This window comes from Micromonospora sp. NPDC005257 (assembly GCF_042872445.1).
Taxonomy (GTDB): Bacteria; Actinomycetota; Actinomycetes; order Mycobacteriales; family Micromonosporaceae; genus Micromonospora.
On record NZ_JBIAKL010000003.1, the window covers coordinates 125,476 to 148,522 of the forward strand.

At 73.2% G+C, this 23,047-nt stretch carries 20 protein-coding genes; 4 read left to right on the top strand and 16 right to left on the bottom strand.

Features of this window, described 5'->3' with window-relative positions; genetic code table 11:
* Positions 1-82 precede the first annotated feature (82 nt).
* Positions 83-928, top strand: a complete 846-nt coding sequence (locus ACFYO8_RS07415; RefSeq protein WP_355096399.1) for a peptidylprolyl isomerase — start codon at positions 83-85, stop codon at positions 926-928.
* Positions 929-1,004: 76 nt separating this feature from the next.
* Here ACFYO8_RS07415 and ACFYO8_RS07420 read toward each other — a convergent pair whose 3' ends face one another.
* The 8 genes from ACFYO8_RS07420 to ruvC all read right to left on the bottom strand — a co-directional run bounded on the left by ACFYO8_RS07420 (position 1,005) and on the right by ruvC (position 10,375).
* Complete coding sequence (locus ACFYO8_RS07420; RefSeq protein ID WP_355096401.1) at positions 1,005-3,452, bottom strand: bifunctional (p)ppGpp synthetase/guanosine-3',5'-bis(diphosphate) 3'-pyrophosphohydrolase; 2,448 nt, start codon at positions 3,450-3,452, stop codon at positions 1,005-1,007.
* Between the two features lie 250 nt (positions 3,453-3,702).
* Positions 3,703-4,269: an adenine phosphoribosyltransferase gene (locus ACFYO8_RS07425; RefSeq protein ID WP_354866988.1), complete on the bottom strand. Its 567-nt coding sequence runs from the start codon at positions 4,267-4,269 to the stop codon at positions 3,703-3,705.
* Positions 4,270-4,365: 96 nt separating this feature from the next.
* Entirely contained in the window at positions 4,366-5,553 is a 1,188-nt protein-coding gene (secF, locus tag ACFYO8_RS07430) for a protein translocase subunit SecF (protein ID WP_354866990.1), read from the bottom strand.
* Position 5,554: 1 nt separating this feature from the next.
* Entirely contained in the window at positions 5,555-7,444 is a 1,890-nt protein-coding gene (gene secD / locus ACFYO8_RS07435; protein WP_354866992.1) for a protein translocase subunit SecD, read from the bottom strand.
* Between the two features lie 224 nt (positions 7,445-7,668).
* Positions 7,669-8,013 (bottom strand): preprotein translocase subunit YajC, encoded by a 345-nt coding sequence (gene yajC, locus ACFYO8_RS07440; protein WP_354866994.1) that lies wholly within the window; start codon positions 8,011-8,013, stop codon positions 7,669-7,671.
* Positions 8,014-8,152: 139 nt separating this feature from the next.
* Entirely contained in the window at positions 8,153-9,217 is a 1,065-nt protein-coding gene (gene ruvB, locus ACFYO8_RS07445) for a Holliday junction branch migration DNA helicase RuvB (RefSeq protein WP_354866996.1), read from the bottom strand.
* A 31-nt stretch (positions 9,218-9,248) separates the two neighbouring features.
* On the bottom strand, positions 9,249-9,851 hold the full coding sequence (gene ruvA / locus ACFYO8_RS07450) for a Holliday junction branch migration protein RuvA (protein ID WP_354866998.1): 603 nt from the start codon (positions 9,849-9,851) through the stop codon (positions 9,249-9,251).
* Positions 9,848-10,375: a crossover junction endodeoxyribonuclease RuvC gene (gene ruvC, locus ACFYO8_RS07455; protein ID WP_354867000.1), complete on the bottom strand. Its 528-nt coding sequence runs from the start codon at positions 10,373-10,375 to the stop codon at positions 9,848-9,850. Before ruvC ends, ruvA begins: the two co-directional genes overlap by 4 nt.
* A 334-nt stretch (positions 10,376-10,709) precedes the next feature.
* Between ruvC and ACFYO8_RS07460 the strand changes: the two genes are divergently transcribed.
* Positions 10,710-11,492, top strand: a complete 783-nt coding sequence (locus ACFYO8_RS07460) for a 3-hydroxybutyrate dehydrogenase (RefSeq protein WP_354867002.1) — start codon at positions 10,710-10,712, stop codon at positions 11,490-11,492.
* A 14-nt stretch (positions 11,493-11,506) separates the two neighbouring features.
* Positions 11,507-13,426, top strand: coding sequence for a helix-turn-helix domain-containing protein (locus tag ACFYO8_RS07465; RefSeq protein WP_354867610.1), 1,920 nt, complete (start codon positions 11,507-11,509; stop codon positions 13,424-13,426).
* A gap of 22 nt (positions 13,427-13,448) precedes the next feature.
* Here the strand turns inward: ACFYO8_RS07465 and ACFYO8_RS07470 are convergent, their stop codons facing one another.
* The 6 genes from ACFYO8_RS07470 to ACFYO8_RS07495 form a co-directional block, all read right to left on the bottom strand.
* On the bottom strand, positions 13,449-14,054 hold the full coding sequence (locus ACFYO8_RS07470) for a TetR/AcrR family transcriptional regulator (RefSeq protein ID WP_354867004.1): 606 nt from the start codon (positions 14,052-14,054) through the stop codon (positions 13,449-13,451).
* An 11-nt stretch (positions 14,055-14,065) separates the two neighbouring features.
* The gene (locus ACFYO8_RS07475; protein ID WP_354867006.1) at positions 14,066-15,631 is read right to left on the bottom strand and encodes an MFS transporter; all 1,566 of its coding nucleotides are present in this window, start codon (positions 15,629-15,631) and stop codon (positions 14,066-14,068) included.
* Between the two features lie 119 nt (positions 15,632-15,750).
* Positions 15,751-16,389, bottom strand: a complete 639-nt coding sequence (locus tag ACFYO8_RS07480; RefSeq protein WP_354867008.1) for a transcriptional regulator — start codon at positions 16,387-16,389, stop codon at positions 15,751-15,753.
* A gap of 81 nt (positions 16,390-16,470) precedes the next feature.
* On the bottom strand, positions 16,471-17,547 hold the full coding sequence (locus ACFYO8_RS07485; protein WP_354867010.1) for an alcohol dehydrogenase catalytic domain-containing protein: 1,077 nt from the start codon (positions 17,545-17,547) through the stop codon (positions 16,471-16,473).
* Complete coding sequence (locus tag ACFYO8_RS07490) at positions 17,544-18,986, bottom strand: aldehyde dehydrogenase family protein (RefSeq protein ID WP_354867012.1); 1,443 nt, start codon at positions 18,984-18,986, stop codon at positions 17,544-17,546. The genes ACFYO8_RS07485 and ACFYO8_RS07490 overlap by 4 nt, the downstream gene beginning before the upstream one ends.
* Before the next feature lie 46 nt (positions 18,987-19,032).
* Positions 19,033-19,686, bottom strand: coding sequence for a TetR/AcrR family transcriptional regulator C-terminal domain-containing protein (locus ACFYO8_RS07495; RefSeq protein ID WP_354867014.1), 654 nt, complete (start codon positions 19,684-19,686; stop codon positions 19,033-19,035).
* An 87-nt stretch (positions 19,687-19,773) separates the two neighbouring features.
* On the opposite strand from ACFYO8_RS07495, the gene ACFYO8_RS07500 reads away from it, so the two are divergent.
* Positions 19,774-20,946 (top strand): acyl-CoA dehydrogenase family protein, encoded by a 1,173-nt coding sequence (locus tag ACFYO8_RS07500; RefSeq protein WP_354867015.1) that lies wholly within the window; start codon positions 19,774-19,776, stop codon positions 20,944-20,946.
* 4 nt (positions 20,947-20,950) lie between these two features.
* Here the strand turns inward: ACFYO8_RS07500 and ACFYO8_RS07505 are convergent, their stop codons facing one another.
* Positions 20,951-21,988: an aminotransferase class V-fold PLP-dependent enzyme gene (locus tag ACFYO8_RS07505; RefSeq protein ID WP_354867017.1), complete on the bottom strand. Its 1,038-nt coding sequence runs from the start codon at positions 21,986-21,988 to the stop codon at positions 20,951-20,953.
* Between the two features lie 74 nt (positions 21,989-22,062).
* Positions 22,063-22,941, bottom strand: a complete 879-nt coding sequence (locus ACFYO8_RS07510) for a DUF2268 domain-containing putative Zn-dependent protease (protein WP_354867019.1) — start codon at positions 22,939-22,941, stop codon at positions 22,063-22,065.
* Positions 22,942-23,047 lie beyond the last annotated feature (106 nt).

Consider the following 23,047-nt stretch of genomic DNA (forward strand, 5'->3'; position numbering starts at 1 on the left):
CAAGCCGATCCGGCGGCCGCCGGCGGTGTCAGACATGATCCGGCGCGCGCGCCGACCCATACGCAGCAGGTGAGGAGTGACCGTGACGTCCACCAGAGACCGCCAGCGCGCGGCGGCGCGAGCCAAGCTCGAACGGGAGATGGCGGAGCGGGCCGGCCGGGCCCGTAAGCGCCGGCAGACCCAGGCGATCGTCGGAGCCGCCGCGGTGCTTGTGCTCGTCGTGGCCGGCACGGTCTGGCTGGCCACCTCGCTCGGCGGTGACGACGACGAGCAGCAGGCGGGCGGCGCCACCGGCGCGGGCTCCGTGCAGTGCGCGTACACGGAGGTGCCCAAGGAGGGCCGGCCGCCGCAGATCAAGGACGTCGGCCTGCCGCCGGCCCAGCAGGCGGGCAAGGGCACCCAGACGCTGACCATCGACACCAACCTGGGCCAGATCACCGCCAAGATCGACCGCGCCAAGGTGCCCTGCACCGCCGGTAGCTTCACGCATCTGACGGAGAAGGGCTTCTACAACAACACCAAGTGCCACCGGCTGGTTACCGAGGGCATCAAGGTGCTCCAGTGCGGCGACCCGAGCGCCACCGGGAAGGGCTGGCGGGACACCGACGGCATCGGCGGGCCGTCGTACAACCTGGCCGAGGAGAACCTGCCCACCGACAAGCGCCCGCCGTACCCGGAGGGCGTCATCGCGATGGCGAAGTCCAACCAGCCGGGCAGCACCGGCAGCCAGTTCTTCATCGTGTACGGCGACTCGCCGCTCGACCCGAACTACACGGTGCTGGGCACCATCACCGTCGGCATGGACGTGGTGAAGCAGGTCGCCGCGGCCGGTGACGACGGCGCGTTCGCCAAGCAGGCCGGCGGCGGCCACCCGAAGAAGGAGATCACCATGACCAAGGTGACCATGAGCCCGATCCAGGGCGGCTGACCGCACCCCACGACGACGAAGCGCCCGCCGGCTGCGGATCCAGCCGGCGGGCGCTTTCGCGTGCGTCGTGGGTGGCTCAGGCCCCCGAGGTGACCCGGTACGCGTCGAACACGCCGTCGACCTTGCGGACGGCGGCCAGCAGGTGCCCCAGGTGCTTCGGGTCGGCCATCTCGAAGCTGAAGCGGCTCACCGCCACCCGGTCCCGGGTGGTGGTGACTGTCGCCGACAGGATGTTCACCCGCTCCTCGGACAGCACCCGGGTCACGTCGGCGAGCAGCTTGTGCCGGTCCAGCGCCTCGACCTGGATGGCGACCAGGAACGTCGAGGCCGACGTGAGCTTCCAGCTCACCTCGACCACCCGCTCCGGCTGGGCACGCAGGTCCTCGGCGTTGGCGCAGTCGTCCCGGTGCACGCTCACCCCGCCGGAGCGGGTGACGAACCCGAAGACCGAGTCCGGCGGCACCGGCGTGCAGCAGCGGGCCAGCTTGATCCAGACGTCGCTGACGCCGCGGACCACCACGCCCGGGTCGGCGCTGCTCTGCCGGCTGCGCGGCGGCCGGGTGGCGACGGCGGTCTCGGCGATGTCCTCCGCCGCGCCCTCCTCGCCGCCGTAGGAGGCCATCAGCTTCTGCACCACCGACTGCGCGGAGACCTGGCTGTCGCCGACCGCGGCGTACAACGACGCCACGTCGGCGAGGTGCAGGTCCCGGGCGATCGCCATCAGCGCGTCCGAGGTGAGCATCCGCTGCAACGGCATGCCCTGCTTGCGCATCGCCTTGACGATCGCGTCCTTGCCGGCCTCGATCGCCTCCTCGCGCCGCTCCTTGTTGAAGTACTGGCGGATCTTGGTGCGTGCGCGAGGGCTCTTGACGAAGCCCAGCCAGTCCTGCGTGGGGCCGGCCGTGTCGGACTTCGACGTGAAGATCTCGATCACGTCGCCGTTCGACAGCGTCGACTCCAGCGGCACCAGCTTGCCGTTGACCCGCGCACCGATGCACTTGTGCCCGACCTCGGTGTGCACCGCGTACGCGAAGTCCACCGGCGTCGACCCGGTCGGCAGCGGGATGACGTCGCCCTTGGGGGTGAAGACGTACACCTCCTGGCTGGACAGGTCGAACCGCAGCGCGTCCAGGAACTCGCTCGGGTCCGCCGCCTCGCGCTGCCAGTCCAGCAGCTGCCGCAGCCAGGTCATCTCGTCGATGTGCGCCGGCGGGCCCACCACCGGGGTGCCCTTGTGCTCCTTGTACTTCCAGTGCGCGGCGATGCCGAACTCGGCCGTGCGGTGCATCGCGTACGTGCGGATCTGCATCTCCACCGGCTTGCCGGTGGGCCCGATGACAGTCGTGTGCAACGACTGGTACATGTTGAACTTGGGCATGGCGATGTAGTCCTTGAACCGGCCCGGCACCGGCTGCCAGTTGGCGTGGATGACCCCCAGCGCTGCGTAGCAGTCGCGCACCGTGTCGACCAGGATCCGCACACCCACCAGGTCGTAGATGTCGTTGAAGTCGCGCCCCCGCACGATCATCTTCTGGTAGATCGAGTACAGGTGCTTCGGCCGGCCGGTCGTCTCCGCCTTGATCTTGGCGGCCTTCAGGTCGGTGGACACCTTCTGGGTCACCTGGCGCAGCAACGCCTCCCGCTGCGGCTGGTGCTCCCCGATCAGCCGGTTGATCTCCTCGAACCGCTTCGGGAACAGCGTGCCGAAGGCGAGATCCTCCAGCTCCCACTTGATCGTGTTCATACCGAGGCGGTGCGCCAGCGGAGCCAGGATCTCCAGCGTCTCCTTGGCCTTCTGCTCCTGCTTCGGGCGCGGCAGGAACGTGAGCGTCCGCATGTTGTGCAGCCGGTCGGCCAGCTTGATCACCAGGACCCGCGGGTCCTTCGCCATCGCCACGACCATCTTGCGGATCGTCTCGGCCTTGGCCGCGTCGCCGAGCTTGACCTTGTCGAGCTTGGTGACGCCGTCGACGAGCAGCGTGACCTCGCCACCGAAGTCGGCGCGCATCGCGTCGAGCGTGTATTCCGTGTCCTCGATGGTGTCGTGCAGCAGCGCCGCGACCAGCGTGGTGGTGTCCATGCCCAGGTTCGCCAGGATGGTCGCCACCGCCAGCGGGTGCGTGATGTAGGGGTCACCGGACTTGCGGTACTGCCCCGAGTGCCACCGCGCGGCCGTGTCGAAGGCGCGCTGGAGCAGCCGCGCGTCGGCCTTGGGGTGGTTCTCGCGGTGCGTCGCGATCAGCGGCTCCAGCACCTCGCTGACCTGCGAGGTCTGCCAGGGCGCGTTGAACCGGGCCAGCCGGGCGCGCACCCGCCGGCCGGTGGGCGCGTTGGAGAGGGCGAAACCGCTGCCGGCCGTGGACTCGGTGGAGCCCTCGGTCGGGAACGGCACCACGACCGCCCCGCCGTCGGCGGTCGCGTCGGGCGCGCTGCCGGTGGCGCCGGTCGCCCGCGCCGGCGGGTTGCCGCTGCGCTCGGTCACCGAGCCGTCCGCGTCACCTGTCGGGTGCACCGTGCCCTCCACCGGAGGGACGACATCGTGGGACACCGGCCTCCTCACCGCTCGCCGGGATGCGCCGGCCGTCCGGCCGACGTCTGGTTCAACCGGCCCGAGGGCCGGTGTTGTTCCACGCGGTCGCCGAGGCCGGGCCCCGACGCCTTCGCCGTCCCGGCCAGCTCGACCGGGACGGGCAAAGGGCAATGCTACCCGCACGCAGAGTACGCCACCGCTCCCCCGGACGGCCGGCGCCGACCGCCCCGACGGGCCTGCCTGGTCAAACGGTCAACAGGGCATGGACCGGGCGCGATGCCAGCCGCTGACGGCCCGCCAGGAAGCCCAGCTCCAGCAGCACGGTGAACCCGGACACCGTCCCGCCGGCGCGTTCCACGAGGTCGAGCGTCGCCTCGGCGGTGCCGCCGGTGGCGAGCACGTCGTCGAGCACCAGCACCCGGTGGCCGGCGGTGAAGGCGTCCTGGTGCACCTCCAGCGTCGCCTCGCCGTACTCGAGTGCGTAGGAGGCCGAATGGGTGGCCCGGGGCAGCTTGCCGGCCTTGCGCACCGGCACCACGCCGACCCCGGTGGCGTACGCGACCGCCGCGGCCAGCACGAACCCGCGTGCCTCGATGCCGGCGACGATGTCGAACGAGTCCGGTCCGTGGTAGGCGATGATGCTGTCGATCACCGCCCGGAACGCCTCGCCGTCGGCGAACAGCGGCATCAGGTCCTTGAACACGACACCCGGCTTGGGGAAGTCCGGCACGTCCAGCAGCCGACTGGCGACGAGCTGGGCGACGTCCGGGCCGATGTCTCCGCGTATCCCTGCGGTGTGGGTCTCCGTCACGGTGTGTCCCATGTCCTCTCGAAACGACGACGGCGTCCGTCATGCCGTGACATCAGCATGCGGACGCCGTCGGGCCAATTCCGTCCGGTCCTACGGTCAGCGGCGCTTGCCGCCGGGCCGGTTGCCACCACCACCGGCGGGACGACCGCCGCGGGCGCCGCTGGGGCGCTTGCCGGCCGGTCGGGTGCCCACCTTGGGCGCGGCGCCGGCCAGTGCGGCCGCCTCCGGGTCGATCGGCGCGTCGGCGGCCGGCGCGGCGGCCGGCCGACCCTTCGGCGTGATCTCGCCGCGGGCGAGCGCGGCCCGGCGGGCCTGCACCCGCTTGTTGTGCGCGCTGATCCGGGGGTCCATGTTCTTCAGCAGCACCAGCAGCGGCGTGGCCAGCAGGATCGAGGTCAGGAACGCCACCGCCATACCGACGAACAGCACCAGGCCGAGGTCCTTCAGCGTGCCCGCCCCGAGCAGGCCGGCGCCGATGAAGAGCAGGCCGCCGACCGGCAGCAGCGCCACCACCGAGGTGTTCAGCGAGCGCATGAGGCTCTGGTTGAGCGCCAGGTTGGACGCCTCGCCGTAGGTGAGGTTGTTGTTCGCGGTGATGCCGCGCGTGTTCTCCTGCACCTTGTCGAAGACCACCACCACGTCGTAGAGCGCGAAGCCCAGGATCGTGAGGAAGCCGATGATCGTCGACGGGGTGACCTCGAAGCCGATGAGCGAGTAGATGCCCGCGGTGAGGACCAGGTTGGTCAGCAGCGAGACGATGGCGGCGGCCGCCATCCGCCACTCGAAGCGCAGCACCAGGTAGATCGACACGACCGCGATGAAGATCAGCAGGCCGAGGAAGGCGCGCGAGGTGACCTGGCTGCCCCACGCCTCGGAGACCTGGCTGCCGCTGATCTGGTCGGTCTGGATGCCGAACTCCTGCGCCATCGCGGCCTTGGCCTGGTTGGCCTGCTCGGCGGAGAGCTGCCCGGTGCGCATCTCGTAGAACTCGCCGCTGGTGCCGCCGACCTTCTGCGCGCTCACCACCTCGACGCCGGGCGCCTCGTCGGCCAGCACCTCGTCGACCACCTGCTCGGCCCGGTCCAGCGTGCCGACGCTGGCCGGCACCTGGAACGAGTTGCCGCCGGCGAACTCGATGCCGAGCTTGAACCCGCTGATCGTGAAGCTGAGCACGGCGACGAGCACGAGCAGGCCCGCCACGCCGAACCACACGTTGCGGCGCCCGACGATGTTGAGATCCGCCTCGCCCCGGTAGAGGCGGGCGGCCAGACCGCTCTTAGCCATCTCAGGCCTCCTTCACACGCGGGTTGCGGGCGGTGCCCGGCTCGGCCGGCCGGGCGGCCGGGAGCGCCCGGCCCAGACCGCTGACCCGCGGCGACAGGAACGCCTTGGTGCGGGCGAACATCGTCATGATCGGGTGGCGGAAGAGGAACACGACGACCAGGTCCAGCACTGTCGCCAGGCCGAGCGCGAAGGCGAAGCCCTTCACCGCGCCGACCGACACGATGTAGAGCACCACCGCCGACATCAGCGTGATGGCGTTCGCCGAGATGATCGTCCGGCGGGCCCGGATCCAGGCGCGCGGCACCGCGCTGCGTGGACTGCGGCCCTCCCGGATCTCGTCCTTCAATCGTTCGAAGTAGATGACGAACGAGTCCGCCGCGACGCCCAGCGACACGATCATGCCGGCGATGCCGGCGAGCGTGAGCGTGAAGCCGATCGACCGGCCGAGCACCACGAGCGCGCCGAACACCAGCAGCGCGGAGAGCACCAGGCTCAGGAAGATGACCGAGCCGAGCAGCCGGTAGTAGAAGAACGAGTAGATGATGACCAGCAGCATGCCGATGCCGGCCGCCAGCAGACCCGCCTTCAGGTGGCTGTCGCCGAGCGTCGCGGTGACGTTCTGCTGCTCCTGCGGCTCGAACGTGACCGGCAGCGCGCCGTAGCGCAGCTGGCTGGCGAGCGCATTGGCGCTCTTGTTGTCGAAGCTGCCGGTGATCTGCGAGTCACCGGTCAACACGCCCTGGATCTCCGGGGACGAGACGATCTCGTTGTCCAGCACCACGGCGACGCGGCACTTGCCGTCCTGGCCGAGCGCGGTCTGGTCGCAGGCCTGGCCCTCGTTGTTGAACGCCTCGCGGGTCAGCGCGGTCCACTTCTCCTGGCCGTCGCTCTTGAAGTTCAGGCTGACCACCCACGAGCTGGTCTGGTCGAGCTGGGCCGAGGCGTTCTTGACGTCGGTGCCCTCCACCTTGGCCACGTCCAGCAGGTACTTCGCGCCGGATTCGCAGGCCACCGCCTTCTGCTTCGGGTCCTTGATCGAGGCCGCGGGCCGCGCGTCGAGCTGGGCGCAGGTGACGGTCGGGACGTTGAACTGCATATCCACCGGCAGGACCGCGACCTCCTGCGGGGAGAGCGTGCCGAACGGCTTGAGCTTGTCGGCCAGCGACGGGTCGGTGGTCAGGTCCGCCGGGGCCTGGAGGCCGGCGGCGGCGGCCCAGGCAGGCGCGCCGACCTTCTGCTCGACGGCCTTGCGCTGCTGCTCGATGCTCTGCGGCACCGGCTCGCCACTGGCGCTCGGGCTGGGCGCGGCGGCGCTCGGCGAGGCCGAGGGGGACGCCGGAGCCATGCCGCCCTGGCCACCGCCGCTCGGCGACCCGCTCACCTTGGGGCTGGCGCTCGCCTTGGGCGACGCGCTGCCCGAGGGCGCCGGGCTGGCGGACCCGGACGGGGTGGCGCTGGGCGCCGGCGCGGGAGCGGCCGCGGCGCCGCTGCCGTCGGTGGCCTTGAGCACCTTGCGGAAGCGCAGCTCGGCGGCCTCACCGACGTCGGTCAGGTCCCGGTTCTGGCCGGGCAGGGAGATGACGATGTTGCGGTTGCCCTCGGTGACCACCTCGGCCTCGGCCACGCCGTAGGCGTTGACCCGGCTCTCGATGATCTGCCGGGCCTCCTCGAGGTTGTCGGCGGTCGGAGGCTTGCCGTCCACGGTGTTCGTGGCCTCGAGCGTCAGCCGGGTGCCGCCGACGAGGTCCAGGCCGAGCCGGGGCTCCAGCCGATCCTTCCAGCCACCGCTGGCGCCGCCCGAGAAGAACACCAAAAGATAGAGGACGACGAAGATGAGGCCGAGTACGGCGAGCTGCCGTCCGGGCCGCATCTGTCCCTGAGGTGGTGCCACGGCTGTCCTGTCTCCCTGTACGGTCGCACCGCTTCCGCGGCGGCGACAACTGTCGGGCCGGGGGTGTCCGCCCGACTGCTCCGGCGGGTCGGCACCGGAGCACGGCACGCCGGCTGGTGCGCGGCGTGGGGGCGCCGCACGGCCCGGCCGGATGCCGGCGTCGCGCGCCGACCCCAACTATCCACTTGTACGGATGAATCCGCTGCCCCGTCCGGGGCGGGTGGTCACTCCTTGACCGGCTCGGCGTCCTCGCTGATCGTCTCCTCCGCCGGAGCCTCGGCGCGCTTGATCACCCGCGCGACGGCGGGGCGGGCGTACCGGGTCTGCACGCCGGGCGCGACCTCAAGCAGGACCGTCTCGTCCTCGACCGCGGTGACCGTGCCGTGCAGGCCGCCGATGGTGACCACCTCGTCGCCCGGGGCGAGGGCGGACTGCATCTGCTCGGCCTCGCGGCGGCGCTTCTGCTGCGGACGGATCATCATGAAGTACATGACGACGAAGAGCAGAGCGATCATGAGGATCGGCGTCAGACCGCCGGCCCCTCCGCCACTCGCTGCTGCGTAAAGCACGGTGTAGACCTTCCGGTTGGCGTCCGCCCCGGCGCCGTAGGGCACCGCAGCGGAAGCGAATTCTCACGTCCTGTACAAACGCGGCGAAGTCTAGTCCCTGCTCCTGAGAAGACCGAATGCGGCACAGATCACGAACGGATCACGGCTGGTCGGTCTGCGCCGAGAACAGATCGGGCCCCGGAGGGGCATCCATCCCAAATGTACCATTCGGGGGCGTACGGCCCAGATGGCGCCAGGCGGCCTCGGTCGCCACCCGGCCGCGCGGGGTACGGGCCAGCAGCCCGGCCCGGACCAGGAACGGCTCGCAGACCTCCTCGACCGTGTCCGGCTGCTCGCCCACCGCCACGGCGAGCGTGGACAGGCCCACCGGGCCGCCCCGGAACGAGTCGACAAGCGCGCTCAGCACCGCCCGGTCGAGCCGGTCCAGGCCGAGCGCGTCCACGTCGTAGACGGTCAGCGCGGCCTGGGCCGTCTCCAAGGTGACCACACCGTCGGCGCGCACCTCGGCGTAGTCGCGGACCCGGCGCAGCAGCCGGTTGGCGATGCGCGGGGTGCCCCGGGACCGCCCGGCGATCTCCGCCGCCCCCTCGGCCCGGATCGGCACACCGAGGATCCGGGCCGACCGGTGCAGCAGCGCCTCCAGGTCGGCCGGCGCGTAGAAGTCCAGGTGCGCGACGAAGCCGAACCGGTCGCGCATCGGGCCGGTCAGCAGGCCGGAGCGGGTGGTGGCGCCGACCAGCGTGAACGGCTCCACGTCCAGTGGGATGGCGGTCGCGCCCGGCCCCTTGCCCACCACCACGTCGACCCGGAAGTCCTCCATGGCGCTGTAGAGCAGCTCCTCGGCCGGCTTGGCGATCCGGTGAATCTCGTCGATGAACAGCACGTCGCCCTCGGCGAGGCTGGTCAGGATCGCGGCCAGGTCACCGGAGCGCTCGATGGCCGGGCCGCTGGTCACCCGGATCCCGGCGCCCAGCTCGGCGGCGACGATGTTGGCCAGGGTGGTCTTGCCGAGGCCGGGCGGCCCGGACAGCAGGATGTGGTCGGGCGGGGAGCCGCGCCGCATCGCGCCCTGCAACAGCAGGTCGAGCTGGTCGCGGACCCGGTGCTGGGCGATGAACTCGTCGAGCCGCTTCGGGCGGACGCTCGCCTCCGCGTCCCGCTCGGTGTCGTCGACGTACGCCGAGACCAGGTTGTCGTTGCTCATCCGCCGACCCTCGTTCGCCGCCGCGTGGCCGTCATCGGGTCCGGCCCAGGAGGCGGATGGCCTGCTTGAGCAGCACCGGGACCGGCGGCGTCTCGCCGTCGACGGTCTCCGCCACCGCGGCCACCGCCTGCTCGGCCTGGGCTGCGCTCCAGCCGAGCCCGACCAGCGCCTGGCGCACCTGCTCCGGCCAGGCGCCCGCGGTCACCCCGGCCGCGCCGTCGGCGCCCACCGGCACCGGGCCGACCCGGTCGCGCAGCTCCAGCACCAGCCGCTCGGCGCCCTTCTTGCCGATGCCCGGCACCCGGGTCAGCGCCGCGGTGTCGGCGTTGGCGATGGCCTTGCGGACCGCGTCCGGCGTGTGCACGGCGAGCACCGCCTGGGCCAGCCGGGGACCGACCCCGCTGGCGGTCTGGAGCAGCTCGAACAACTGCTTGGCGTCGTCGTCGGCGAAGCCGTAGAGGGTGAGCGAGTCCTCCCGGACCACCAGGCTGGTGGCCAGCCGGGCGGGCTGGCCCACGCGCAGTTCGGCGAGCGTGCCCGGGGCGCACTGCACGGCCAGGCCGATGCCGCCCACCTCCACCACCGCGTGATCCGGGCCGGTGGCGGTCACCGTGCCGCGTACGCTCGCGATCATCGCGTCCCTCCTCGTCGAGCCTGCTGCGCGGCGGCGGCCAGCTTGGACCGGGTGCCCCCGCGCCACACGTGACAGATGGCCAGCGCCAGCGCGTCGGCGGCGTCGGCCGGCTTCGGCGGCTCGGGCAGCCGCAGCAGCCGGGTCACCATGGCGGTCATCTGTTTCTTGTCCGCCTGCCCCGAGCCGGTCACCGCGGCCTTGACCTCGCTCGGCGTGTACGTCGTCACCGGCAGCCCGGCCCGGGCCCCGGCGAGCACGGCCACGCCGCTGGCCTGCGCGGTGCCCATCACGGTGCGGACGTTGTGCTGGCTGAACACACGCTCCACAGCTACCGCGTCCGGCCGGTGCTCGGCGACCAGCTCGGTGAGCGAGCGGTCCAGGTGCAGCAGGCGCAGCGCGAGATCGTCCTCCGGGTCGGTGTAGACCACGTAGTAGGCCACGAGCGTGCAAGGACGGCCCGGCACGCCCTCGACCACGCCGACCCCGCACCGGGTCAGCCCCGGGTCGACGCCCAGCACGCGCACGCCTCCTCCTCCCAGCCGTCAGCAGTACGTGTGTTCGACACCTTACTGGTCGGACCGCGAACGGCCAGCAGACACGCACTTGCTACGCCCACGCCGCAGTGAGTCAGACCGGAATGCCTGTCATGTGGCATACGACCGGCGGGCGTGCACATCTACGCGGCCAACAACTACTGCAACCGGACGGTCACGGTCAACATGATCGTGTTCGGTGGGCCGGACAGCGGTTGCGTCTCCATCGGCTACGGGAAGAGCCGCCGCACCACACACGCGGGCGGCGGAGTATGTGTCGCCGCCCCATGTGCCAGCGGTCACCCGGCTCGTACGTTCATGCGCCATGACGGCAGAACCAGTGGCGGTCCCCCACGTCGTACACGTCGACCTGACCGGTCGCACCGCGCTGGTCACAGGTGGTGGCGGCGGCATCGGCCGGGCCTGTGCCCTGCGCCTGGCGGCGGCCGGCGCGACGGTGGTGGTGCTGGACCGCGACGTGGCGACGGCCGAGGCGGTGGCCGCCGAGGCCGGCGGCCGGGCCGTGGGGATCGACCTGGCCGACCCGGTGGCGGTGGACCGGCTCGACGTCGACGCCGACATCGTGGTCAACAACGCCGGGCTGCAGCACGTCGCGCCGGTGCAGGACTTCCCGGTCGAGCGCTTCGAGTACATCCAGCGGGTGATGGTGGAGGCGCCGTTCCTGCTGATCCGCCGCGCGCTGCCGCGGATGTACGCGAACGGCTGGGGCCGGATCGTCAACATCTCCTCGGTGCACGGGCTGCGCGCCTCGCCGTTCAAGGCCGCGTACGTCTCGGCCAAGCACGCGCTGGAGGGCCTGTCCAAGGTGGTCGCGCTGGAGGGCGCCGCGCACGGCGTCACCGCCAACTGCATCAACCCGGCGTACGTGCGCACCGCGCTGGTGGAGAGCCAGATCGCCGACCAGGCCGCCACCCACGGCATCGGCGAGGACGAGGTGGTCGAGAAGATCATGCTGGCCCGGGCGGCGATCAAGCGGCTGATCGAGCCGGCGGAGGTGGCCGAGCTGGTGGCGTACCTGTGCTCCCCGCCCGCCGCGTTCCTCACCGGCGCCTCGATCGCCCTCGACGGGGGCTGGACGGCGAACTAGTGGCCCCGCGCACAATGTCGGTCATGTCGTCGCCGGTCGAGTTCCTGGAGCTGCTCGCGCGCGAGGCCGCGGCCGTCGAGTTCGAGGGCCCGCTGGTGGCCGCGCGCGCCGCCGGCCTGCCCGCCGATCGGCTGGCCGAGCTGGAGCAGGCGAAGGTGGTGGCGCTGCGGGTACGGGCCCTGCTGGCCCGGCGCCGCCGCCGGGAGACCGAGCTGTCCGGCCTGTACGACACCGCGAGCGACCTGGCCGGCCTGCGCGACCTGGACGACGTGCTGCGCGCGATCGTGCACCGGGCGCGGATCCTGCTCGGCACCGACGTGGCGTACATGACGCTCAACGACGACGAGCGCGGCGACACGTACATGCGGGTCACCGACGGCTCGATCTCGGCCCGGTTCCAGCGGCTGCGGCTGGAGCTGGGCGACGGCCTGGGCGGGCTGGTCGCGCAGACCGGCACCCCGTACGTGACCTCGAACTACCAGGAGGACGAGCGGTTCCGGCACACCGGGGAGATCGACGGCGGGGTGGGTGAGGAGGGTCTGGTGGCCATCCTCGGCGTGCCGCTGCGGCTCGGGTCCAGCGTGATCGGCGTGCTGTACGCGGCGAACCGCTCGGCCCGGCCGTTCGCCCGCGAGGAGGTGTCGCTGCTGGTGTCGCTGGCGGCGCACGCGGCGGTGGCGATCGACACGGCGCGGCTGCTCGCCGAGACCCGCGCGGCGCTGGCAGAGCTGTCCGCGGCGAACAGCACCATCCGGGCGCACAGCAGCTCGGTGGAGCGCGCCGCCGCGGCGCACGACCGGATGACCGCGCTCGTGGTACGCGGCGGCGGGATGGAGGACGTCGCGGCGGCGGTCACCGAGGTGCTCGGCGGCGCGCTGCTGGCGCTGGACGCCGAGGGCCGGCGGCTGGCCCGGGTCGGCGAGATCGAGGAGCCGGACCGGGCGGACATCGTGGAGGCGGTCGCCGCGTCCCGTACCGAGGGGCGCAGTGTGCGCCGGGGCCCGCTCTGGTACGCCGCGGTGGTGGCCGGCACGGAGAACCTGGGCGCGCTGGTGCTGCGCCCGGACGACGAGTTGGTCGACGCCGACCAGCGGATCCTGGAGCGGGCCGCGCTGGTGACAGCGTTGCTGCTGCTGTTCCGCCGGACCGTGGCCGAGGCGGAGGGGCGGGTTCGCGGTGAGCTGCTGGACGACCTGATCGCCCGGCCGCTGCGCGACGCCGACGCGTTGCGCGCCCGGGCCCGCCGGATCGGGGTCGACCTGGACGCCCCGCACGTGCTGGTGGCGGTCGGCGACGACGCGTTCGCCGAGACCGGCTCGGCCCGGCAGCGGGTGCTGTCCTGGGCCACCACGTACGCCTCGACCCGGGGTGGCCTGGCCGCCGCGCGGGACGGGCGGGTGGTGCTGATGCTGCCCGGCCACGACGCCGGCGGCGCGGCCCGCGCGGTGGCCCGGGACCTGTCCCGGGTGACCGGCCGCCCGGTGACCGCCGGGGCGAGCGGCCCGTCGACCGGCCCGGCGTCGCTGGCCGTCACGTTCGCCGAGGCGGAGCGCTGCCTGTCCGCGCTGGGTGCGCTGGGCCGGGCCGGGCAGGGGGCGAGCACCGCCGAGCTGGGCTTCGTCGGGCTGCTGCTGGGCGCGGTCGGCGACGCCGGGGACCGGGACGTGGCCCGGTTCCTCGCCACGACCGTGGGGCCGGTGCTGGACTACGACGCCCGGCGGGGCACCGCGCTGGTGAAGACGCTGGAGGCGTACTTCGGGGTGGGCGGCAGCCTGGCCCGGGCGGCCGAACAGCTGCACGTGCACGTGAACACGGTCACCCAGCGGCTGGAACGGGTCGGGTATCTGCTCGGCGCGGACTGGCAGCGCCCGGAGCGGGCGCTGGAGGTGCAGCTCGCGCTGCGCCTGCACCGGCTGCGCACGCCCGGCCGCTGAGCGGGCGGGCGCGGCCGCGGGGTCAGCGGGAGCGCAGGCCGTCCAGGACCGCGTCCACGATCCGTTCGGGCAGCAGCCGCTCGTCCTCGGCGTGCCAGTGCAGCATCCGCTGCATGAGCATCGGCGCGGTGAGCAACGCCATGGCCACCTCGATGTCCAGGTCGGCGCGCAGCTCACCCCGGTCGACGGCGCGGCGCAGCACCTCGCGCAATGCCTCGCGCCGGGGCTCGATGATCGCCTCGTACGCCTGCCGGTGGGCCGAGCTGCGGTTCACCTCCGGCACCAGACAGGGCATGATCTTGCGGACGCGGGGGTCGGCGTGCTGGCCGACCGCGCCGACGAGCAGCAACAGGTCGTCGCGGACGGAACGCCCGGCGGTGCGGGGCGCGGGCCCCTTGAGCGTGCGCAACGCGTCCAGCAGCAGCGCGTCCTTGCCCGGCCAGCGGCGGTAGATGGTGGCCTTGCCGACTCCGGCGCGGTTCGCGATCGCCTCGATGGACAGCGACTCGATGGTGCTGCCCTCGGCCAGCAGGTCGAGGGCCGCTTCCACGATCGCCTCGTCCGCGCGGATGCTCCGCGGTCGCCCGGGCGACCGCGGAGCATCCGCCGTGGAAGTCATGTCAGACATTGTCCACGAACCTACGCGGTACCGGCCAACTCCCGGTCGGTGACGGGCGTCGCGCCGGGGGTGGTGACCGGCCGGCCCGGCATCCAGCGCAGCACGATCACGATGCCGAGCGCGGCCACCACCGCAGAGGCGCCGGCGGCCCAGTGCATGGCCGAGACGAACGAGTCGTTGGCCGCGTCGATCAGTCGCGGCGCGTCGGGGCCAAGCCGGCCGGCGACCGCGTACGCCCCGGACACCGACTCGCGGGCCGCGTCGCGCACGGGGGCGGGCAGCGTGGCCACCACCGGGCTGATCTGGTCGCGGTAGACGGCGGAGAGCACCGAGCCGAGCACCGCCACGCCGAGCGCGCCGGCCACCTGGCGCACGGTGTTGCTCACCGCGGAACCGACACCGGCCTTCTCCCGGGGCAGCGACGACATGATCGACTCGGTGGCCGGCGGCATGATGTTGGCCATCCCGGCGCCCTGGAGGAAGCCCAGCGCCGAGAAGATCCAGATCGGGGTGTCCGCGTCGATGAAGACGAATGCGCCCAGCGCCACGGTGGTCAGCAGCAGCCCGGCCGACGCGACGGCCCGGCCGCCGTAGCGGCGGACCATCGCCGCGCTACGCGGCGCGAAGACGAGCTGGGCCGCGGCGAACGGCAGGAACAGCAGGCCGCTCTCCAGCGGGCTGTAGCCGCGCACGAGCTGGAGGTAGAACGCGCCGAAGAAGAGCACGCCCATGGCGGCGAAGAAGACCAGTCCGACCAGGGCCACCGGGGCCGCGAACCGGGGCACCCGGAACAGCCGTACGTCCAGCGACGGGTGGTCGCTGCGCAGCTCGTGGGCGACGAACCAGCCGAGCACCGCGAGGCCGCCGAGCACCGCGATCCACACCTGCGGGCGGCCGAAGCCGTGCTCGCCGCCGTCGATGATGCCGTAGGTGAGGGCGACCAGGCCGACCACCGACAGCAGCACGCCGAGCAGGTCGACCCGGCCGGGCTTCGGGTCGCGGGACTCGGGGACCAGGGCCGCGACGAGGACCACGCCGAGCGCCACCACCGGCACGTTGATCAGAAAGACCGAGCCCCACCAGAAGTGCTCCAGCAGCGCGCCGCCGAGCACCGGGCCGATCGCCACGGCGAGGCCGACGGCGCCGGCCCAGACGCCGATCGCCTTGGCGCGCTCGCGCGGGTCGAAGACGTTGGAGATGATCGAGAGGGTCACCGGCATGATGGCGGCGCCGCCGACGCCCATCAGCGCGCGGGCCGCGATGAGCTGCCCCGGGTCCTGCGCGTACGCGGACAGCAGCGAGGACAGGCCGAACAGCACCAGCCCGATGATCAGGAAGCGGCGGCGGCCGAACCGGTCACCGAGCACGCCGAAGGTGAACAGCAGGCCGGCGAAGACCAGCGTGTAGGAGTTGATCGCCCACTCCAGCTCGCCCTGCGTGGCGCCGAGGCCGCGCACCGGGTCGGCCAGGGTGCGCAGCGCGACGTTGAGGATGGTGCTGTCGAGGACGACCACGAGGAGGCTGATCACCAGCACCCCGAGGATCGCCCACCTCCTCGGGTGTCCGGTGTTCTCGTGCGGTTCCACTGCCGTTCTCCCCCCGGTTTTCCCGCGCCGGAATACGATACGGGTCAGACTCGTAATGACGCCGAGCGTAGGTGAGCGGATTTCGATACGGAACCGGTTCGTATTGGATGTGACGCGGGTCACGCGGTCAGGCAGGCCGACGTCGCCTCGCCGAGCGTGGTGAGGCGCCGCGGGACGCCCGAGGAGGGCGGGAACGGCTCTATCCACCCCGGACCTGCGGCGAGCACGCGCACCCCGGGCAGGTCCCGGCGCAGGCGGACGAGGCGGTACGCGCGGCCGGTCAGCGGCGTCTGCGACCAGACCACCACCGCCCGCGGGCGGACCCGGGCCACGGCGCCGGCCAACGCGGACCAGGGCAGCGCCGAACCGAGGTGCAACGCGCCCCGGCCACGCTCGCGCAGCGACGCGGCGAGCGCGTGCAGTCCGAGGCAGTGCGTCTCGTGCTCGGCGCCGGCCATCAACACGCCCGGGGCGGGCAGCGGCCGGGACGGGTCACTGCCGAACACGTCCAGACCGACGCGTACCCCCTCGGACAGCGCGTGCTCGACGGCGATCTCGGCGGCGCTGTCGCCGCGCAGCGTGCCCAGCAGCGGCACGCAGACCTGCTCCCAGGCCGGCACCACCCCGGCCTGCGCGGCCAGGTCGAGCACCAGCCCGGCGACCCGGTTGTCGTCCAGGTCCTCGGCGGCGGCGGTCAGCCGTTTGCGGGCCGTCTCGGCGGCCCCGGCCGGCATGTTCTCGGTCAGCAACGGACGCACCCCCGGGTCGCTCTCCTGCCCAGGGGTTCGCTCGCACCGCCCGATCCGGATGCGCGGGCCGCGAATCCGGCCGGAGCCGGGTCAGTCCGGGAAGGTGACCACCCAGCGGGCGCCCTCGCCGCGGGCCAGCCGGTCCAGCGCCGCGGGCGCCTCGGACAGCGGCACCGTGCCGCTCACCAGCGGCGCCAGGTCCAGGTCACCGGCGGCGAGCGCGGCGGCCAGCTCCGGCACCTCCCGGTCCGGGTCGGTCGAGCCGTACACCGAGGAGCGCAGCGTGCGCGCGGAGTGGAAGATGTCCAGCGCGGAGAGGCTGAGCAGGTCGTCCTTGCCGCCCATGCCGACCACTGTGACCGCTCCCCCGCGCCGCGTCGCCCGCCAGGCGGCGCGGATGGTGGCGGACCGGCCGACGCACTCGAACGCGTGGTCCACGCCGCGCCCGTCGGTGCGGGCCCGGATCTCCTTGCCCAGCCGGTCGTCCGAGCGCAGGAAGTCGGTGGCCCCGGCGGCGAGCGCCAGCTCCCGCTTGGCCTCGACGACGTCCACGGCGAGGATCGGCGCCGCGCCGGCCCGCCGCGCGGCGGTCAGCACGGCCAGCCCCACCCCGCCGAGCCCGATCACCGCCACCGACTCGCCGGCCGCGACCCGTGCGGTGTTGCGGACCGCGCCGACGCCGGTGAGCACCGCGCAGCCCAGCACCGCGGCCTGCTCCGGCGGCAGCCCGGCCGGCACCGGTACGGCGGCGCGCTGCGGCACCACCACCTCCTCGGCGAGCGCGCCGAGCCCGAGCGTGACCTGAAGGGGCTCACCGGCGGCCGTCTCGCCGCGGGGCGTGGACGGGTTGGGGTTGGCCGCGCAGAGCCACGGTTCGCCGTGCCGGCAGTGCCAGCACTCCCGGCAGGCGGGCGCCCAGTTGAGCACCACCGGCGTGCCGACCGCCAGTGTCGTGCCCGGCCCGGCCTCGGCCACCACGCCCGTCGCCTCGTGCCCCAGCACCAGCGGGTACGCGGGCGCCAGCGTGCCGTCCACCATGGCCAGGTCGGAGTGGCAGATGCCGGCGGCGCGGATGCGTACCCGCAGCTCGCCGGGGCCGGGCGCGGGCAGGCGTACCTCCTCGACCGCCGGGGTGGCGCCCCGGCCGCGTACCACGAGCGCCTTCACCGCTGGATCGCCTTCAGCTCGGTGAACTCCTCCACGCCGTACGCGCCGAGTTCCCGGCCGAGGCCGGACTGCTTGTAGCCGCCGAACGGGGCGAGCGGGTTGAACGCGCCGCCGTTGACGTCCACCTGGCCGGTACGCATCCGCCGGGCCACCGCCAGCGCCGCGTCGGAGTCGGCGGACCAGACCGCGCCGGCCAGCCCGTACCGGGAGTTGTTGGCGATGGCGACCGCCTCGTCGGTGTCGGCGAACGGGATCACCGCGAGCACCGGCCCGAAGACCTCCTCCTGGGCCAGCGCGCTGTCCGGGTGCACGTCGGCGAAGACGGTGGGCGCGACGAAGTGCCCCTGCGGCGGCAGCGGCGCGTCCGGGCCACCGGCGACGAGCCGGGCGCCGTCGGCGAGCGCCCGGTCCACGTGGTCGCGTACCCGCTGGGCCTGCGCGGCGGAGGCCAGCGGGCCGAGCCGGGTCGCCGGGTCGAAGGGGTCGCCGAGCCGGTAGCCGGCCACCGCCGCCGCGACCAGGTCCAGCGCCTCGGCGTAGCGGTCGCGGTGCACGAGCATCCGGGTCCACGCGGTGCAGGTCTGCCCGGAGTTCAGCAGCGCGTTGCCGACGCCGACCTTGACCGCGGTGGGCAGGTCGGCGTCGGCGAGGATGACGTTCGCCGACTTGCCGCCGAGTTCCAGCGACACCCGGGCGAGCCGCTCGGCTGCCAGGTGGGCGATGCGCCGGCCGGTGGCGGTGGAGCCGGTGAACGAGACGAGGTCGACGTCGGGGTGCGCGGCGAGCGCCTCGCCGACGACCGGGCCGGTGCCCGGCACCAGGTTCACCACGCCCGGCGGCAGGCCGGCGTCGGTGATCGCGTCGAAGAGCAGGTACGCGGTGAGCGGCGTCAGCTCGCTGGGCTTGAGCACCACTGTGCACCCGGCGGCGAGCGCGGGCGCGACCTTCGCGACCACCTGGTGCAGCGGGTAGTTCCACGGGGTGATCGCGCCGACCACGCCGACCGGCTCCCGGACCACGAGCGAGTTGCCGACCGAGTGTTCGGCGGCCGGGCGGGCGGCCAGGTCGACCATGCTCCGCAGCACCGTCAGCGGCAGGCCCGCCTGGACGCGGGTGGCGAGCTTGAGCGGGGTGCCCAGCTCGGTCGCCACCGTGCGGGCGATCTCGTCGGCGCGGGCGGCGAGCGTGGTGTGCAGCCGGTCGAGGTGCGCGGCCCGCTGCGCGGGCGCGGTGGCGGCCCAGCCGGGGAACGCGGCGCGGGCGGCGGCGACGGCGCGGTCCACGTCGGCCGGTGCGCCGGCGGGCACCTCGCCGACTGTGCTCGCGGTGGCCGGGTTCTCCACCGGGATGGTGTCGCCCGAGGTCGGGTCGACCCAGTCACCGGCGATGTGCAGGTGGCGGCGCGTCAGCAGTGCGGGCGGGGCGGCGGCGAGATCCATGGCGTCCTTCGGGGGGCGGCGGAAACTAGCGGTGGGAGTTTCGACGCTACTCCGGACCGCCGACCCGTTCCAGCGGGGCGACGGTGGCCGCGTACTCGGCGGCGAGCCCGTGCAGTAGCGCGTCCAGGCCGAGCGCGAACGCGCCCTCGTCGACGCTGCGCTGGTGGCCGGCGAGCCGGTGGGCCTGGTTGAGGTGCGGGTGCGCGGCGTAGAGCGAGGGGTCCTCGACGAAGCCGCGGGCGAACGAGCCGAGCGCGGACCCGGCCACGAAGTAGCGCATCGCGGCGCCGATGTGGGTGGCGCGTGCGGGCGGCCAGCCGGCCCGGACCAGCGCGCCGTAGACCGCGTCGGCCATGGCGAGCGCGGCCGGACGGCGGCCCGGCCCCTGCGCCAGGTACGGCACGATGTTCGGGTGCGCGGCCAGCGCGGCCCGGTACGAGTGCGCCCACCGGCCGAGCGCGTCGAGCCAGTCGTGCTCGTCGAAGACGCCGGTGTCGACTGTCGCCGCGACGCCGTCGGCCACCGCGTCGAGGATCTCCTCCTTGGTGGCGAAGTGGTTGTAGAGCGAGGGGCCGCGCACGCCGAGCGCGGCGGCGAGCCGACGGGTCGAGAGCGCGTCCAGCCCGTCGGCGTCGATCAGCGCCAGCGCGGTCTCGACGATCCGATCGCGGGTGAGCAGGGCCTGCCGGGGTCTGGGCACCTGGTCATCATCCACCCTTCGACATCGGGTCTGGACGCGGGAAAACTTCCAGCGATAGTTTAGAGCCAGTCGACCTGAGGGGGCACCGTGGACTTCGCACTGTCCGACGAGGAACGCGCGATCCGGGACACCGTTCGCACGTTCGTCACCCGTGAGGTGATGCCGCTGGAGGCGGAGGTGCTGCGCCGCGAGCGCGCCCACCAGCCCGGCCTGGACCGCTCCGAGCTGCGCGAACTCCAGCTCAAGGCGAAGAAGTTCGGCTTCTGGGGGCTGGCCACGCCGGAGGAGTACGGCGGGATGGCCCTGCCTGCGGTCATGCAGTCCCTGATCTGGACCGAGCTGGGCCGCAGCTTCGTGCCGTTCCGCTTCGGCGGCGAGGCCGACAACATCCTGTTCCACGCCACCGAGGAGCAGAAGCGGGAGTTCCTGATCCCCACCATCGAGGGGGAACGGATCTCCTGCTTCGCCATCACCGAGCCCGGCGCGGGCTCCGACGCGGCGAACATCAAGCTGCGTGCCCGCCGTGACGGTGACGACTGGGTCCTCGACGGCGAGAAGACGTTCATCACCAACGGCAACGACGCCGACTTCGCCATCGTGGTCGCGGTGACCGACCCGGAGAAGGGCGCCCGCCGCGGCGGCGCGACAGCGTTCCTGGTGGACCGCACGATGGGCTGGCGCTCGGAGTTCATCCAGACCATGGGCGAGGGTGGCCCGGCCTCGCTGATCTTCGACGGCGTACGGGTGCCGCACCGCAACATCCTCGGCGAGATCGGGCAGGGCTTCACGCTCGGCATGGAGTGGATCGGCAAGGGCCGCTACACCATCCCGTCGCACGCGATCGGCATCGCCGAGCGGGCCCTGCAGATGGCCATCGACCACGCCAACACGCGGGAGACGTTCGGCGTGCCGATCGCCACCAACCAGGCCATCCAGTGGATGATCGCCGACTCGGAGACCGAGCTGGAGGCGGCCCGCTGGCTGATCCTGCGCTCGGCCTGGACGGTCGACCAGGGCCTCGACCCCCGGCACGCCTCCTCGATGGGCAAGCTCTACGGCGCCGGCATGGTCAACCGGGTGGTGGACCGGGTGCTGCAGATCCACGGCGGCATGGGCTACACCCGGGAGCTGCCGATCGAGCGCTGGTACCGGCAGGTCCGGCTGTACCGGATCTTCGAGGGCACCGACGAGATGCAGCGGCTGATCATCTCCCGGGACCTGCTGCGCGGATACACGAAGATCGGCGGCCACCTGGCCTGAGCCGTCAGCCGGTCAGCGCCTCGATCGCCCGGTCCACGTCCGCCTCGGTCGTGTAGAGGTGGAACGAGGCGCGGACCCGGCCGGCCCGTACCGCCGCGCGCACCCCGGCGCGGGCCAGCCGCTCCTGTGCGTCCGGCACGTCCACGCTGACGATCGCGCTGTCGCCCGGCGGGCGGCCCAGCCCGGCGAGGAACCGGTTGGCCAGCGCCACGTCGTACGCGCGCACCTCCTCCGGATCGAGGTCGGCGAGCAGTTCCAGCGCCGGCGCGGCCCCGACGTAGCACAGCCAGGACGGGGAGATGTCGAAGCGCCGGGCGTCGTCGGCCAGCCGCAGCGGCGTCCCGTAGTAGGAGGCGTGCGGGTCCTTCCCGGCGTACCACCCGGCCGCGTCCGGGCGGATCCGCTCGCGCAACGCCGGGGCCAGATAGGCGAAAGCCGAGCCGCGCGGCGACATCAACCACTTGTATGCCCCCACCACCACCGCGTCCGCGCGGTCCGCCGCGAACGGCAGCCATCCGCACGCCTGGGTGGCGTCGACCACCACGAACGCGCCGTGCGCCCGGGCCGCCGCGACGATCTCGTCGTACGGGGCCACGACGCCGTCGGCGGACTGCACCACGCTGAACGCCACCAGGTCGGTGCCCGCGTCGATCGCGTCGACAAGTCCGGCCAGCGGCACGGTGCGGACGCGCACGCCCCGCTCCTGCTGGACCAGCCAGGGGAACAGGATCGAGGTGAACTCGTTCTCGGGCACCACCACCGAGGCGCCGGCCGGCAGGCTCGCCGCGATCGGCGCGACCATCTGCGACACGGCGGAGCCGATGCTCACGTCGGCGACGTCCACACCGGTCAGACGGGCGAACGCGGCCCGGGACCGCCCGACCGACTCGTCCCACGCCTCGAACGACACCCGCCCGGTCCGCCAGTCGGCGAGCACCCGCTCCATGGCGTCCCACACCGGCTCGGGCGGCAGCCCGTAGGTGGCGGTGTTCAACCAGCCGGGCTCCGGCTGCCACAACTTCCGTGCCTGTTCCAGCTCCATGCCCCGACGCTAACCACCCCCACCCCGCCCCCGGCACCGCCAATCCCTCCCCCGTGGCCCCCGCCCCGGGGGGGTCAGGCTGGTGGGGGGAGGTCGGTCAGGGCCGCGGCGATCTCGGTTCGGACCCTCGGCAGGGGCCAGGTGGCCAGGTCGCGCAGCGTGTGGTGTCGGCGCAGGTGTCGTACCGCGGTCAGGCCGACCAGGTAGCCGCAGCGCTTGGGCAGGTCGCCGGCCAGTGGCGAGTCCCGCATCAGGAAGTACGGGGCGTGGTGCTCGACGTCGGTGGCGTCGAGGTCGGCGCGGACCCGGCGCAGAATCTCCGGCCACCGGCGGCGGCACTCGTCGAGCCAGGGCCGGTACCCGGGCCGGCCGAACCACAGGTACGCCTCGTCCGGCCGGCCGGCGTCGAGTTCCGCGGTGACCTGGGTGGCCAGTCCCTCGGTGAACAGCGAGTTCGCCACCCCGTACTCCGGCCAGTCGCGGATCGCGGCGCTGCGGTCGTGCACCACGTGCGCGGCCTCGTGCCGGACCAGCAGGTCGAGGTCTTCCGGTGGCCCGAGCTGTTCCACGGCGAGGAACAGCGCGTACCTGCCGTTCAGCTCGCCGGCCCAGCCGTTCGCCCGGTTCAGCCCGACCAGCACCACGCACTCGACCGGCCCGCCGTCGCCGGACCAGCCCAGCGCGCCGGCCACCGCCGCGACGCCGTCGGGCAGCGAGGCGCGTACCGTCTCGGCGCGTGCCGCGAGGCCGGCGGCTCGGTCGCGGAGCCCGTCCAGGGCGGCGGCCACGCCGGCGGCGTCGGACCAGCCGCCGTCGCGGCGCAGCGCCCGGACCACGTCCGGGTGTCCGGCCAGGTATCGGGAGCTCCACAGTTCCGGCGACGGGCGCCGCTCGGCGCAGGCCAGGAAGTCGGGCACCAGTTCACGGACGCGCAGCAGGTCGGTGGGCGGCATCCGCACGATGCTGCCCGCCCCTGGCACGCCGGGGCAAGACCGCGACGGTACGGGGTCGGCTCACGCCGGCCGGGCCGAGGAGGCGGGTCGGTGATCGCCGCGGCCC

What these genes read in the sequence shown, in the direction of transcription:
- secF (WP_354866990.1), bottom strand. Translation starts at nt 5,553, where the DNA reads ATGGCTAAGAGCGGTCTGGCCGCCCGCCTCTACCGGGGCGAGGCGGAT.
- ruvB (WP_354866996.1), bottom strand. Translation starts at nt 9,217, where the DNA reads ATGAGCAACGACAACCTGGTCTCGGCGTACGTCGACGACACCGAGCGG.
- ruvA (WP_354866998.1), bottom strand. Translation starts at nt 9,851, where the DNA reads ATGATCGCGAGCGTACGCGGCACGGTGACCGCCACCGGCCCGGATCAC.
- ACFYO8_RS07460 (WP_354867002.1), top strand. Translation starts at nt 10,710, where the DNA reads ATGACGGCAGAACCAGTGGCGGTCCCCCACGTCGTACACGTCGACCTG.
- ACFYO8_RS07465 (WP_354867610.1), top strand. Translation starts at nt 11,507, where the DNA reads ATGTCGGTCATGTCGTCGCCGGTCGAGTTCCTGGAGCTGCTCGCGCGC.
- ACFYO8_RS07470 (WP_354867004.1), bottom strand. Translation starts at nt 14,054, where the DNA reads ATGTCTGACATGACTTCCACGGCGGATGCTCCGCGGTCGCCCGGGCGA.
- ACFYO8_RS07490 (WP_354867012.1), bottom strand. Translation starts at nt 18,986, where the DNA reads ATGGATCTCGCCGCCGCCCCGCCCGCACTGCTGACGCGCCGCCACCTG.
- ACFYO8_RS07505 (WP_354867017.1), bottom strand. Translation starts at nt 21,988, where the DNA reads ATGGAGCTGGAACAGGCACGGAAGTTGTGGCAGCCGGAGCCCGGCTGG.
- ACFYO8_RS07510 (WP_354867019.1), bottom strand. Translation starts at nt 22,941, where the DNA reads ATGCCGCCCACCGACCTGCTGCGCGTCCGTGAACTGGTGCCCGACTTC.